General features: G+C 70.3%; 9 protein-coding genes. 5 read left to right on the forward strand and 4 right to left on the reverse strand.

The features are described from left to right. The first annotated feature begins 10 nt into the window (after positions 1–10). From kdpF to ACIBLC_RS31305, 5 genes are all read left to right on the forward strand, one after another. Positions 11–100 (forward strand): K(+)-transporting ATPase subunit F, encoded by a 90-nt coding sequence (kdpF, locus tag ACIBLC_RS31285; RefSeq protein WP_033264828.1) that lies wholly within the window; start codon positions 11–13, stop codon positions 98–100. Between the two features lie 8 nt (positions 101–108). Then, positions 109–1,773, forward strand: a complete 1,665-nt coding sequence (gene kdpA / locus ACIBLC_RS31290; protein ID WP_399214698.1) for a potassium-transporting ATPase subunit KdpA — start codon at positions 109–111, stop codon at positions 1,771–1,773. Between the two features lie 38 nt (positions 1,774–1,811). Next, positions 1,812–3,905 (forward strand): potassium-transporting ATPase subunit KdpB, encoded by a 2,094-nt coding sequence (gene kdpB / locus ACIBLC_RS31295; protein WP_399214699.1) that lies wholly within the window; start codon positions 1,812–1,814, stop codon positions 3,903–3,905. Positions 3,906–3,929: 24 nt separating this feature from the next. Further along, complete coding sequence (locus tag ACIBLC_RS31300) at positions 3,930–4,595, forward strand: potassium-transporting ATPase subunit C (protein WP_399214700.1); 666 nt, start codon at positions 3,930–3,932, stop codon at positions 4,593–4,595. Between the two features lie 297 nt (positions 4,596–4,892). Then, positions 4,893–7,433 (forward strand): ATP-binding protein, encoded by a 2,541-nt coding sequence (locus ACIBLC_RS31305; protein ID WP_399214701.1) that lies wholly within the window; start codon positions 4,893–4,895, stop codon positions 7,431–7,433. A 6-nt stretch (positions 7,434–7,439) separates the two neighbouring features. Here the strand turns inward: ACIBLC_RS31305 and ACIBLC_RS31310 are convergent, their stop codons facing one another. The 4 genes from ACIBLC_RS31310 to ACIBLC_RS31325 all read right to left on the reverse strand — a co-directional run bounded on the left by ACIBLC_RS31310 (position 7,440) and on the right by ACIBLC_RS31325 (position 14,002). Beyond that, entirely contained in the window at positions 7,440–8,660 is a 1,221-nt protein-coding gene (locus tag ACIBLC_RS31310) for an acyltransferase family protein (protein ID WP_399214702.1), read from the reverse strand. Positions 8,661–8,733: 73 nt separating this feature from the next. After that, entirely contained in the window at positions 8,734–10,275 is a 1,542-nt protein-coding gene (locus ACIBLC_RS31315; protein WP_399214703.1) for an ATP-binding protein, read from the reverse strand. Next, complete coding sequence (locus ACIBLC_RS31320) at positions 10,272–11,048, reverse strand: response regulator transcription factor (protein ID WP_399214704.1); 777 nt, start codon at positions 11,046–11,048, stop codon at positions 10,272–10,274. The genes ACIBLC_RS31315 and ACIBLC_RS31320 overlap by 4 nt, the downstream gene beginning before the upstream one ends. A 236-nt stretch (positions 11,049–11,284) precedes the next feature. Continuing rightward, entirely contained in the window at positions 11,285–14,002 is a 2,718-nt protein-coding gene (locus tag ACIBLC_RS31325; RefSeq protein ID WP_399214826.1) for a protein kinase, read from the reverse strand. Positions 14,003–14,073 lie beyond the last annotated feature (71 nt).

Here is a 14,073-nt window from a genome sequence, read left to right on the forward strand (position 1 = left end):
TGACGAAGCTGTGACCGCCGAAAACATCGTCGGCCTCGTCGTGGCCGTCGCCCTGCTGGGCTATCTCGTCCTTGCCCTCGTCTTCCCGGAGAGGTTCTGAGCACTGACATGGGACCCGTCCTCGCCGGCGTGCTCCAGCTGGTCGCGCTGATAGCGGCACTGGCACTCGCCTACCGTCCCCTCGGCGACTACATGGCCCGGGTCTACTCCTCCGACAAGCACCTGCGCGTCGAGAAGTGGATCTACAAGGGCATCGGCGCCAATCCGAACACCGAGATGCGCTGGCCCGCGTACCTGCGCAGCGTCCTCGCCTTCTCGGCCGTCGGCGTCCTCTTCCTCTACCTCCTCCAGCGCGTCCAGGGCATCCTGCCCGGCTCGCTCGGCTTCTCCTCCATCGACCCGGACCAGGCGTTCAACACCGCCGCGTCCTTCGTGTCGAACACCAACTGGCAGTCGTACTACGGCGAGCAGGCCATGGGCCACGTCGTACAGACCGGCGGTCTCGCGGTGCAGAACTTCGTCTCCGCCGCGGTCGGCATCGCCGTCGCGGTGGCGCTGGTGCGCGGCTTCGCCCGCTCGCGCACCGGTGAGCTCGGCAACTTCTGGGCCGACATGGTGCGCGGTGTCATCCGCATCTTGCTGCCCATCGCGGTGGTCTCCGCGATCGTCCTGGTGGCGTGCGGGGCGATCCAGAACTTCGCCGGCATCCACGCGGTCGGCCAGTTCATGGGCGGCTCGCAGGAGTGGAACGGCGGCGCGGTCGCCTCCCAGGAGGCCATCAAGGAGCTGGGCACCAACGGCGGCGGTTACTTCAACGCCAACTCGGCCCACCCCTTCGAGAACCCCACCCCGTTCTCCAACCTGTTCGAGATCTTCCTCATCCTGCTGATCCCGTTCGCGCTCACCCGGACCTTCGGCAGGATGGTCGGCTCGGTCAGGCAGGGCTACGCGATCCTCGCGACGATGGTCACCATCTGGATCGGCTTCACGGCCCTCATGATGTGGACCGAGTTCGCCCACCACGGCCCGGCGTTCGACATCGCCGGCGGTGCGATGGAAGGCAAGGAGAACCGTTTCGGCGTCGGCGGTTCGTCGATCTTCGCGGTGGCGACCACGCTCACCTCGACCGGCGCGGTCGACTCCTTCCACTCCTCGTTCACCGGCCTCGGCGGCGGCATCACCATGCTGGGCATGCAGCTCGGCGAGATCGCGCCCGGTGGTACCGGATCCGGCCTCTACGGCATGCTGATCATGGCGATCATCGCGGTGTTCATCGCCGGTCTGATGGTCGGCCGCACCCCCGAGTACCTGGGCAAGAAGATCGGCACCCGCGAGATCAAGTTCGCGGCCTGCTACATCCTCATCACCCCGGCGCTGGTGCTCGTCTTCGCCGCCGCGGCGATGGCGCTGCCCACCCCGGGCAACTCGATGACCAACAGCGGGGCGCACGGCTTCTCCGAGATCCTGTACGCCTACACCTCGGCCGCCAACAACAACGGCTCGGCCTTCGCCGGTCTGAACGCCGACACGCAGTGGTTCAACAGCACCCTGGGTCTCTGCATGCTCCTCGGCCGCTTCCTGCCCATGGTGTTCGTACTGGCCCTGGCCGGCTCGCTCGCCGAGCAGAAGCCCGTGCCGGCCACGGCAGGCACCCTGCGCACCGAGAAGCCGCTGTTCACCGGTCTCCTGGTGGGCGCGATTCTGATCATCACCGGACTGACCTACTTCCCGGCGCTCGCGCTGGGCCCGCTGGCCGAAGGGCTGGCGTCATGAGCACCCGGACAGCGAAAACGCACAAAGAAGAGGGCTCGATGTCCACAGCCACTCCGACCCGGGCGCCGCACAGCGATGTGCCGACCGGCCACAAGGACGAAAGCAAGGTCGGCGCGGGTGTCTTCGACCCGAAGCAGCTGCTCAGGTCGCTGCCCGACGCCTGCCGCAAGCTCGACCCGCGCATCATGGTCAAGTCGCCCGTGATGTTCGTGGTCCTCGTCGGCTCGGTGCTGACGACGGTCTTCTCGTTCAAGGACCCGGGCGACTGGTTCGGCTGGACGATCAGCGCCTGGCTGTGGCTGACCGTCATCTTCGCCAACCTGGCGGAGGCGGTGGCCGAGGGCCGCGGCAAGGCGCAGGCCGACACCCTGCGCAAGGCCAAGACCGACACGGTCGCCCGGCGCCTCAACGGCTCCGTGGAAGAGCAGGTGCCCGGCACCGAACTGCGCGTGGGCGACCTGGTCGTCTGTGAGGCGGGCGACATCATTCCCGGCGACGGTGACGTCGTCGAGGGTGTCGCGAGCGTCGACGAGTCGGCCATCACCGGCGAGTCGGCGCCCGTCATCCGCGAGTCCGGCGGCGACCGCTCGGCCGTCACCGGCGGCACGAAGGTCCTCTCCGACCGCATCGTCGTCAAGATCACGACGAAGCCGGGCGAGACCTTCATCGACCGCATGATCGCCCTGGTCGAGGGCGCCGCACGGCAGAAGACGCCCAACGAGATCGCGCTGAACATCCTGCTCGCGTCCCTCACCATCGTCTTCCTGCTCGCGGTGGCCACCCTGCCGCCGTTCGCGGACTACGCGGGCACGCACCTCACCATGGTCGTCCTGGTCGCCCTCCTGGTCTGTCTGATCCCGACCACGATCGGCGCCCTGCTCTCCGCGATCGGCATCGCGGGCATGGACCGGCTGGTGCAGCGGAACGTACTGGCCATGTCCGGCAGGGCGGTCGAAGCCGCCGGTGACGTCTCCACCCTCCTCCTCGACAAGACCGGCACCATCACCCTCGGCAACCGTCAGGCGTCCGAGTTCGTGCCGGTGACCGGCACCGCCGACGCCGAGCTGGCCGACGCCGCGCAGCTCTCCTCGCTGGCCGACGAGACACCCGAGGGCCGCTCCATCGTCGTACTGGCGAAGGAGAAGTACGGGCTGCGCGAGCGGCACCAGGGCGAGCTGGCCGGCGCCGAGTGGATCGCCTTCACCGCCCAGACCCGGATGTCGGGTGTGGACGTCGACGGGCGGAAGATCCGCAAGGGCGCGGCCGGTTCGGTCATCGCCTGGGTGCGGGAGCGGGGCGGCGAGATCTCCGCCGACGCCGACACCCTCGCCAACCGGATCTCCGAGGCGGGCGGCACGCCGCTGCTGGTGGCCGTCGAGGACACGCGGGGTGCCCGCGTCCTCGGCGTCATCCACCTCAAGGACGTCGTCAAGGAAGGCATGCGCGAGCGGTTCGACGAACTGCGCCGCATGGGCATCAAGACCGTCATGATCACGGGTGACAACCCGCTGACGGCCAAGGCGATCGCCGACGAGGCGGGCGTCGACGACTTCCTCGCGGAGGCGACTCCCGAGGACAAGATGGCGCTCATCAAGCGTGAGCAGGCCGGCGGCAAGCTCGTCGCGATGACCGGTGACGGTACGAACGACGCCCCGGCACTGGCGCAGGCCGACGTGGGTGTGGCCATGAACACCGGTACCTCGGCCGCCAAGGAGGCCGGGAACATGGTGGACCTGGACTCCAACCCCACCAAGCTCATCGAGATCGTGGAGATCGGCAAGCAGTTGCTGATCACCCGTGGCGCGCTGACCACGTTCTCCATCGCCAACGACGTCGCGAAGTACTTCGCGATCATCCCGGCGCTGTTCGCGGCGGTCTACCCGGGCCTGGACAAGCTCAACATCATGCACCTGTCCTCGCCCGACTCCGCGATCCTGTCCGCGGTCATCTTCAACGCGCTGATCATCATCGCGCTGGTCCCGCTCGCCCTGCGGGGCGTGCAGTACCGGCCGGTGAGCGCGGACCGCCTGCTGCGGCGGAACCTGGGGATCTACGGGCTCGGCGGTCTGATCGCCCCGTTCATCGGCATCAAGGTCATCGACCTGCTCATCTCTCTGATCCCCGGGCTGTAACTTCTCGAAAGCGTGCTGATCACCATGAACAACTCGGTTACGAACACTGCCCGGTTGCTCTGGGCCGGCCTGCGGGCTCTGCTGGTGCTCACCCTGGTGACGGGTGTCATCTACCCGCTCGCCGTCACGGGTGTCGCCCAGGGACTGTTCAACGACAAGGCCAACGGCTCGGAGATCAAGGCGGACGGCAGGGTCGTCGGCTCGTCCCTGATCGGCCAGGCGTACAACCTGCCGGTCAAGGGCGACGAGACCCCCGAGCCCGACCTGAAGTGGTTCCAGGGCCGCCCGCAGAACGGCCTCGGCACCAACAGCGTCAACACCCAGTACAGCCTGATCCTGTCCGGCGCCACCAACCGTTCCGGCGACAACAAGGACCTCATCGACTGGGTGACCGCCGCCAAGAAGGCCGTCATCAAGGACAACTCGGTGCCCGGCTACACGGTCAGGGCCTCGGACGTACCCGCCGACGCGGTGACGTCCTCGGGCTCCGGCCTGGACCCGGCGATCTCCCCGGAGTACGCCGACATCCAGGTGCACCGCGTCGCGGAGAAGAACGGCCTCCCCGTCGCCGAGGTGCGGAAGCTTGTCGACGAGAACACCGACGGCCGCACCCTGGGCTTCATCGGCGAGCCCACCGTCAACGTCCTCGAACTCAACATCGCGCTCAAGGGACTTGTGGCCAAGAGCTGACGGACTCACGTGCGGTACGCGGGAGTCGGCGCCCGGGGAAACCCTCCGGATCCGCCGACTCCCGCACCGCATCCGGCACCCGTGCCCCCGACGTACGACTTGGGAGGCCCACGCCGCCCCCGAGTGGCATCCGCTGGACATCCTGGTCTGCAATCCGGGCCGGCTCGTCAGCAGGCGCCGGCTCCTCCAGGAGGTCTGGGGCGCCTCCCACAGCGACAAGACCAACCATCTGCGGGACCGAGCCCGGGATGGGCTACCGCTTCGAGGCCTGAGAGGGACGAGGGGACCGGAAGGACCATGGGACGCGGCAGACTTCGGATCTACCTCGGCGCGGCACCGGGCGTCGGCAAGACGTACGCGATGCTCTCCGAGGCGCACCGGCGTGTCGAACGCGGGACCGACTGTGTGGTCGCGTTCGTCGAGCATCACAACAGGCCGCGTACCGAGGTGATGCTGCACGGCCTGGAGCAGGTCCCGCGCAGGGAGCTGGAGTACCGCGGCACGGTCTTCAGCGAGATGGACGTGGACGCGGTACTCGCCCGCCGCCCCCAGGTGGCCCTGGTGGACGAGCTCGCGCACACCAATGTGCCGGGTTCGCGGAACGACAAGCGCTGGCAGGACGTGGAGGAGCTTCTCGCGGCCGGTATCGATGTCGTCTCGACGGTGAACATCCAGCATCTGGAGTCGCTGGGCGATGTGGTGGAGTCGATCACGGGGGTGCGGCAGCGGGAGACCGTTCCGGACGAGGTGGTGCGGCGGGCGGACCAGATAGAGCTGGTGGACATGTCGCCGCAGGCGCTGCGCCGTCGGATGGCGCACGGCAACATCTACAAGTCCGACAAGGTCGACGCGGCGTTGTCGAACTACTTCCGCCCGGGCAACCTCACCGCGCTGCGTGAGCTGGCGCTGTTGTGGGTGGCCGACCGGGTCGACGAGTACCTGACCGAGTACCGCACCGACCACCGGGTGTCGAAGATCTGGGGTTCCCGGGAGCGGATCGTCGTCGGCCTGACCGGCGGTCCGGAGGGCCGGACGTTGATCCGGCGGGCCGCGCGGCTGGCGGAGAAGGGTGCGGGCGGGGAGGTGATGGCCGTCTACATCGCCCGCAGCGACGGCCTGACCTCCGCCTCGCCCAAGGAACTCGCCGTCCAGCGCACCCTGGCCGAGGACCTCGGCGGCACCTTCCACCACGTCATCGGCGAGGACGTCCCGGCCGCGCTCCTGGAGTTCGCGCGCGGGGTGAACGCCACGCAGATCGTCCTCGGGGTGTCCCGCCGCAAGGGATGGCAGTACGTCTTCGGCCCGGGCGTCGGTGCCACGGTGGCCCGCGAGTCGGGGCCCCACCTGGACGTGCACCTCATCACCCACGGCGAGGCGGGGAAGGGCCGCGGACTGCCGGCCGGCCGGGGTACGCGGCTGGGGCGCTCCCGGCTCATCTGGGGCTGGCTCGTCGGCGTGCTCGGCCCGGTGGCCCTCACCCTGTTGCTGAACACGGTGGACCTCGGTCTCGCCAACGACATGCTGCTGTTCCTGACGGCGACGGTGGCGGCGGCCCTGCTGGGCGGCCTGTACCCGGCGCTCGCCTCGGCGGCCTTCGGCTCGCTGCTTCTCAACTACTACTACACGCCGCCCATTCACCGGCTGACGATCGCCGACCCCCAGAACATCGTCGCCATCGTGATCTTCCTCGGGGTCGCCGTCTCGGTGGCGTCGGTGGTGGATCTGGCGGCCCGCCGCACGCAGTTGGCGGCGCGGCTGCGTGCCGAGTCGGAGATCCTCTCGTTCCTGGCGGGCAGTGTGCTGCGCGGCGAGAACAGCCTGGAGGCGCTCCTGGAACGGGTCCGGGAGACCTTCGGGATGGAGTCGGTGGCGCTGCTCGAGCGGGAGAGCGATGTCGATCCGTGGACCTGCGCGGGGAGTGTGGGCCCGAGTCCGTGTGTCCGACCCGAGTACGCGGACGTGGACATGCCGGTGGGCGACCACATGGCGCTCGCGCTGTCGGGGCGGGTGCTGCCGGCTTCCGACCGGCGTGTGCTGGCCGCCTTCGCCGCGCAGGCCGCGGTGGTCCTGGACCGGCAGCGCCTCCAGCACGAGGCGGGCCAGGCCAAGGAGTTGGCGGAGGGCAACCGCATCCGCACGGCGCTGCTGGCGGCCGTCAGCCACGACCTGCGAACCCCCCTCGCGGGCATCAAGGCGGCGGTCTCCTCCCTGCGTTCGGACGACGTGGCCTGGTCGGAGGAGGATCAGGCGGAGCTGCTGGAGGGCATCGAGGACGGCGCCGACCGGCTCGACCACCTGGTGGGCAACCTGCTGGACATGTCGCGCCTCCAGACCGGCACCGTCTCCCCGCTGATCCGCGAGATCGACCTCGACGAGGTGGTCCCGATGGCACTCGGCGGCGTACCCGAGGGCAGCGTCGGACTGGACATCCCCGAGACCCTTCCGATGGTCGTCGTCGACCCCGGGCTCCTGGAGCGCGGGGTCGCCAACCTCGTGGAGAACGCGGTGAAGTACAGCCCCTCCGACGAACCGGTCCTGGTCTCCGCCAGCACCCTGGCGGACCGGGTGGAGCTGCGCGTGGTGGACCGCGGTCCCGGGGTTCCCGACGAGGCCAAGGACCGGATCTTCGAACCCTTCCAGCGCCACGGTGACGCTCCGCGCGGCGCGGGCGTCGGCCTGGGCCTGGCGGTCGCCCGCGGCTTCGCCGAGGCCATGGGCGGCACCCTCGACGCCGAGGACACCCCCGGCGGCGGACTCACCATGGTGCTCACACTGCGGTCTGCGGGGGCCGGGCGGGCACCGACGGACTCCGAGGACACGGCGACGGTCGTGTCCTGAAAGGCGCTAGGCGGCCTCGGCGGCGGCGGGAGCGGAGGGCGCTGGTGCGGCGCTCTTCTTCCGGCCGCGGCGCAGGACCGGGCGTTCGACGGCGTAGTAGGAGATCAGGGCTGCCAGGACGGTGAGGGCGGCGGTGGCGGGGAGTTGCCAGGTGTCGACGCCCAGGAGGCCCAGCATGCGGGCGATGGGGTAGTGCCAGAGGTACATGCCGTAGCTGAGGTTGCGGCCTGTCCAGGACAGCGGAGTCAGGGACAGGAGTCGGGACAGCGTTCCGTGCGGGCGTAGCTCCAGGCCCGCGACCAGGGTGGCGGAGACCACCGCCACGGCCAGGAAACCGACCGTGTACCAGGCGGGGGTCCACCAGCCCGAGACGCCGGTGATCGGTACCTGCCAGGCGACCAGCGCCAGTGCGCCCAGCGCGGGCCAGGCCAGCCGGCCCGCCCAGAGGCGGAACCGCTCCAGACGCGGGTCACCGGCGGGCAGCCGGGCCAGCACCACGGCCACCAGGGCGCCCGCGAGCAACTGGTCGGCGCGGGTGTCGGTGCCGTTGTAGACCCGGTGCGCCGCGTCCGGGGCCCACAGGCTGAAGCGCCACAGCACAGGCAGTGCGCAGAGCACGGCCGTGGCGATCAGCACCGTACGGGCCCGCAGCCGGCGCAGCAGCAGGATCATCACGGGCGGCCAGATCAGGTAGAACTGCTCCTCCACCCCCAGTGACCAGGTGTGCGCCAGCGGCCCCGTCACGTCGGAGTACACGCCGGGCTGCGCGGCCCGCACGATGTTCACCACGAACGTCGCCGCGAGCCCGACCGCCAGGAGAGAGCCGTCGAAGCCCCGCAACGACGTGGTGAGCGCCAGCACCGCGCACACCGCGCACAGGGCGAACAGCGCCGGCACCAGCCGCCGCCAGCGCCGCCGGTAGAACGCGGAGAGACCGACCGTTCCGGTACGGGCGTACTCGGCGAGCAGCAGCCGGGTGATCACGAAGCCGCTGATGGTGAAGAAGACGTCCACGCCCACGGAGCCGCCCGGCAGCACCTCGGGTCTCACGTGGTACACGAGCACCACGGCGACGGCGAGGGTGCGCAGCCCGTCGAGACCGCTCACCCGCCCGGCGCGCTGCATGGCTGAGGGGAAGCCCCGGCCGGCGGTGGTTCCCGTACTCGCCGTACTCGCGGACTTCGCTGTCGCACTCGTCGTGCTCGTCGCACTCGTCGTACTCGTCATGAAAAGGATCGCTCTTCACCTGCCGCCGGTCTCGGAACAACTGCGTGTGCCCTGCAATCACGTCGGGAAACCCTCAAGGGCGCCCCGCCTCCGGCAGCACCAGCCGGAACGTGCACCCCTCGCCGGGCGCGGTGTCCAGCTCCAGCCGGCCCCCGTGGCCCTGGGCGATGGCGGCGGCGATGGACAGCCCGAGGCCGCTTCCTCCCTGGTCGTGGGCGTGCGAGCGGGACCGGGAGCGGTCCACGCGGTAGAAGCGTTCGAAGACGCGCTGGGCCTCTTCGGGGGCCAGGCCCGGGCCGGCGTCGGCGATCTCCAGAATTCCCACGGCGGTGCCCGGGGCCAGCGGCGGGGAGGCGCCGGCGCGTCCCGGCCGGTCCGCGCCGCCGGTGTCCGGGGCGACCAGGGCGGTGCCGACGCGGACGTGGACGGGGGTGCCGGGGGGAGTGTGGGCGCGTGCGTTCGACAGCAGGTTCTCCACGACCTGCCGCAGCCGGTGCGGGTCGCCGAGAGCCTCCACCAGCTCCAGTTCCCCGTCCTCTTCCCCGTCCTTTTCCCCGGGTTCCTTCGAGGTCCGCAGCGGGCCCAGGCCGATCCGGCGGCCGGAGTCGCCCAGTGCGGCGGCGCTCACCGCGTCGGCGGCCAGGGACAGCAGGTCGACGGGTTCACAGCCGTACGACGGTTCCTGGTCGAGTTTGGCGAGGAGTTGCAGGTCGTCGACGAGGAGGCCCATGCGTTCGGCGTTCTGGGCGATGAGCCGGTTCGCCTCGCGGCGGCCCGCGGCGGACCGCTGTTCGTGCCGGAGCGCCAGTTCGGCGAAGCCCTGGATCGCGGTGAGCGGCGTCCGCAGTTCGTGCCCGGCGTCGGCGACGAAGCGGCGCAGCCGGGCCTCGGAGGTCTCGCGCTCTCGCAGGGCGCCCTGGAGCCGTTCGAGCATGGTGTTGAGGACCCGGCCGAGCCGCCCGGTCTCGGTGCGCGCGTCGGTGTCGGGCAGCCGCAGATCGAGGTCGCCGTCGGTGATGTCCTGGGCGGTGCGTTCCATGCGGGTGAGGGGGAGCAGTCCGAGGCGTACGACCCAGCGGCCGAGGAGTACGACGCCGGTGACGGTGAGGGCGAGCAGCGCGCCGTCCACGTAGAGGATCTTGGAGGTGGCGCCGTCGATGGTGGCGAGCGGCAGCGCGACGACCGCCTTCATGCCGTGCGGGCCGTCCCGCACGACGATCCGCCAGCGCCCGCCGCCCGAGGTGGCAGGCACCGTGGCGGGCCGGTCCACGGTCAGGCCCAGGCCGTCGAGGGTGGACGCCAGCTCGGGCTCGGTCGGCTGCTGGTCACCCAGCGAGGCGCTCAGGAGGCGGCCGTCGGCGCCGTAGAAGTAGACCCGGTAGTCGGAGGGCAGCGCCCCTGGGGTGGTGAACCTGCTCGGGAACCCGTCGTCGCTCGCCGCGTCCTGGTACGCCTTCCGGGGCGTGTTGAAGTGGGTGAGCTGTTCGTCTAGGCCGTCCATCATCCAGGAGCGCAGCACGACGAAGCCGACGACCTCGGCGGCCAGTACCGCGGTGGTGGCGACGACGGCGAGACCGAGGACGAGCCGGCCCCGCAGGGAGACGGGCCGTTTCACCGCTCGGCGGTCTCGGCGGTCTCGGCGGTCCGCGGGGTGTGGTCGCGCGGCAGCCGCAGCGAGTACCCGATTCCGCGCACCGTGTGGATCAGCGGCGGTTCGACGCAGTCGATCTTCTTGCGCAGGTACTTCACGTACGTCTCGACGATCCGCACGTCACCGGCGAAGTCGTACCCCCACACGTGCTGCACGATCTGTGCCCTGGTCAGCACCCGGTTGGCGTTCGCCATGAGGTAGGCGAGCAGCTGGAACTCGGTGGGCGACAGCGGCACGTAACGCTCCGCGCGGTACACCTCGTACGCCCGCTCGTCGAGCCGCAGGTCGGCGAAGAGCAGGATGCTCTCGTCGTCCTCGTCCGCCTCGCCCGGGGGCGGTTCCTCGGCGCCGGTGCGGCGCAGGATCGCCTGGATCCGCAGCAGCACCTCTTCGAGGCTGAAGGGCTTGGTGACGTAGTCGTCGCCGCCGGCCCGCAGCCCGTCGATGCGGTCGGACAGGTCGGTGCGCGCGGTCAGGAACAGCACGGGGGTCTTCTTGCCGCCCGCCCGCATCGCCCGGGTCACCTCGAAGCCGTCCAGGTCCGGCAGCATCACGTCGAGCAGCACCAGGTCGGGGCCGAACCGCTCGGTCTCCAGCAGTGCGGCGGCGCCCGACTCCACGCTGCTCACCGCGTAGCCGCTGAGCCGCAGTGTGGACTCCAGCAGGGCGCGGATGCTCGGCTCGTCCTCGACGACGAGGAGCCGGTGGGGGGCGTGGGGCTCGCGATGCTCGGCCATGACGCCGACTCTCCCCCCTCTTCATGAGCGTCGGCTTGGCGAAAGCTGGGGGTTGGCTGAGAGCCGCCCATGACGAAGTCCCCGGACTCCTCCACTGAGGGAGTCCGGGGACCGCCCCGTGTCTGACTGAGACCCGGCTCTGGACGAGACCTGGCTCCACGTGGCGCCCCGTACGTTAGGCGCGGTGTGTGGGAGACCCCGGGACGAGTGCTTTGAGATCCATGTGGGAGGCGGTGTCAGTCGACGGTGTCCCATCCGGCGTCGAGGTCGGTCACCGGTGTCCGCTCCGGCGTCCACAGGTCCTCGAGGCCCGTCTCCAGCCGCGCCTCCGGTGTCGAGGCGAGCCCGGCCAGGAAGTCCACGGGGTTCTGCGGACGGTCGTCGGGTGAGCGGGCGAGTGTCCGGCGGAGCAGCAGACGGAGTTCCTCGGAGGCGGGCAGGGCGTCCACGGACACGTCCGTGTTCGCGATCTCGTAGAGCATGTGAAGCGCCGACGACTCGTTCCACGGCAGTGATCCGGCCAGGCACTGGTACATGAGGATCCCCAGCGTGTAGAGATCCGTCCGGATGTCCGTGTGAGCGCCCCGGGCCTGCTCGGGCGCCATGTAGCCCGGTGTGCCGACCACCATTCCCGCGACGGTCACCTCCGTGGCGTCCGCCAGCGACCGGGCGATTCCCAGGTCGATGATCACAGCGCCACGGTCGGCATGGAGCAGTACGTTGCTCGGCTTGAGGTCGATCCGCGAGATGCCCATGTCGTCGATGAAGGCGAGAGCCTCGCCCAGTTGCCGGCCGATCCGCGCGACCAGTCCCACGGGCAGAGCGCCGCGCCGGCTCAGCACGTCCCCCAGAGAGGGCCCTTCCACCAGCTCCATGATCAGCGCGGGCTCGGTGTCCGCGCTGCCCAGCGCGTCGAGCGTGCGAACGATCTGCGGATGGTTGAGCTGACGGCTCACCTGGGCCTCACGCTGGAACCTCGCCAGCATCTGGTCGTCGTGGCGCGCCGAGTTGTGCAGGACCTTGATGGCGATGGACTGCCCGGTCAGCAGGTCCCGCCCCCGGTAGACGGCGCCCATACCGCCCTGGCCGAGGAGGCTGCTCATCTCGTACCGCTCGGCCAGTACGGCGACCGCGGGCGTGCCGATCCCGGCGGGGGGCGGCGCGGCGGCGCGCGCCGCGGGCTCCGGGTACCCGGACCGCTGTCCGTACGGCGGTGGTGTCGCACCGGGCTGGGGGAAGCCGTAGCCAGGCCCCGGCGAAAAAGGCGGGTCGGCGGAAACGCTCACGGTCGAGCCGTACGGGCCGGGCTCGGGCAGCGGGGAGACGATCCCCAGATCGGCCCGTTCGCTCTCGCTGCTGTGCACGAAGCCGGCGAGCTGGCGTTTGTAGGCGTCCGACAGCTTGTAGTAGGCGAGCGCGGACTCCGCGCCGCCGTACCGCGTGGCGTCGGGACGGCCCGGCTCGCTCACCACGTCCAGCATGCCGGCCCGCACCAGATGCCGTACCAGCCGCTCGACCGCGGGTGGCGCCATCCGCAGCAGCGGATCGATCCCCTGGGCGCCCGTGACATCGGTGGAGGTGAAGGGCCTGCCCTCGCTGCGCAACGCCCAGTCCACCACGTGGTAGCCGCCGAGCCGCCGTCGGTCGTCGTCGATCACGACCCGCGCGGGTCCTTCGGGATCGCCCGAGGCGATCGCCTCGGACACCACCCCTTCCAGGCGTGCGTAGAAGTCGATCCGCGCCCAGTCGCTCTCACTCACGCTCAGCGAGGGGCTGCCGTCCTCCCACACCACGAGCGAGTTGAACTCCTGGAGCAGCCGTCGCGGTACGCCGCGCGCCTTGAAGCTGAGATATCCGATGAACCGGGCCAGCCGTACCTCGTCCAGCGACGTCCGCGGAATGCGGTACGTGGTCTCGGGCGGGTATCCGGCGTACGTGCCCGGAGCGCCGTTCACTCCCGTGGGGGCCGGAGCGGGAGGACCCCAGTCGGGCCGGGGCGCCTGGTCCCGGCCCGCTTCGACCAGGCCCCTCACCAGCCGCTCGGGCGCCTCCCACAGACACGGCACGTACATCCGCCAGCCGAAGACGCTCTCGTACACGCCGTTGCCGCGGTCGGCGTCCTGGATCGCGCGGTCGTGCAGATCGGGGCCGGCGACGATGATGAAGTGCGCGCCGCGCGCGGTGAGTACGTTCTTGATCCGGCCCAACAGCCCCTCGAAGAGGGCGATCGCGTCGTCCTTGTTGTCGGTCAGCTTGTCGACCTCGTCGAGGACGACGACCGGGTGCACCCGTAACCGCGCGGTCTCCTGCCGTCGCCATCGCCGCAACAGCCGCCGGGAGCGCGGGCGTTGTCCGGTCCGGCCCTCACTGCCGTTGAGCAGGTGGACGATGCGGACGAGGTCGTGCTCGACGTCGGTCTCGGAGTACGCGAGGAACGCGGCCTCCGTGGCCTGCGAGCGGGTACGGCGGCTGTTGAAGTTCATGGTGGGCGCCAGCCGGTGCTGCGGGGCGAGCCCCAGACTGGTGCCGCGCTCCGTGCTCTCCGACTGGGTCTGGGTGAAGGACAGCGACGTACGTGAGTAGGCAAGCAGCAGCGACCGTTGCACCTCGCGCGGCAGCCGCGCCAGCAGGTCGCGGTCGTCGAGGGTCTCGAAGATGCGCCGCACTACGGCGAACAGCAGCTGATCGGTCGTCATGGAGCGTGCCACGTTGAGGTGGACGACCAGCATGACGTCCCGGGTGCTCTGCGCGGCCGTGGCCTCGGCCAGCGCCCGTAGTACCAGGGTCGACTTGCCGACCCCGCGGAAGCCGCTCACCAGGAAGGCGCCGCCGTGCGAGTAGGTCAGCCGCTCCTTCAGCGCCTCGACCAGCGACTCGTGCCCCAGCGCGGGGATGGCCCTGTCACCGGCGGGCAACGGCTCATGGATGTACCGGAACTCCCGGTGCAGCGGCATGTGCAGCACAACATCGTCCCCCTGAACGCGCTTTGCCCAGGAGCCAAGACTAGGGCGCCGCGCCTGTCCGA

Source organism: Streptomyces sp. NPDC050535, from assembly GCF_044457665.1.
In the GTDB taxonomy this organism is placed as follows: Bacteria; Actinomycetota; Actinomycetes; order Streptomycetales; family Streptomycetaceae; genus Streptomyces.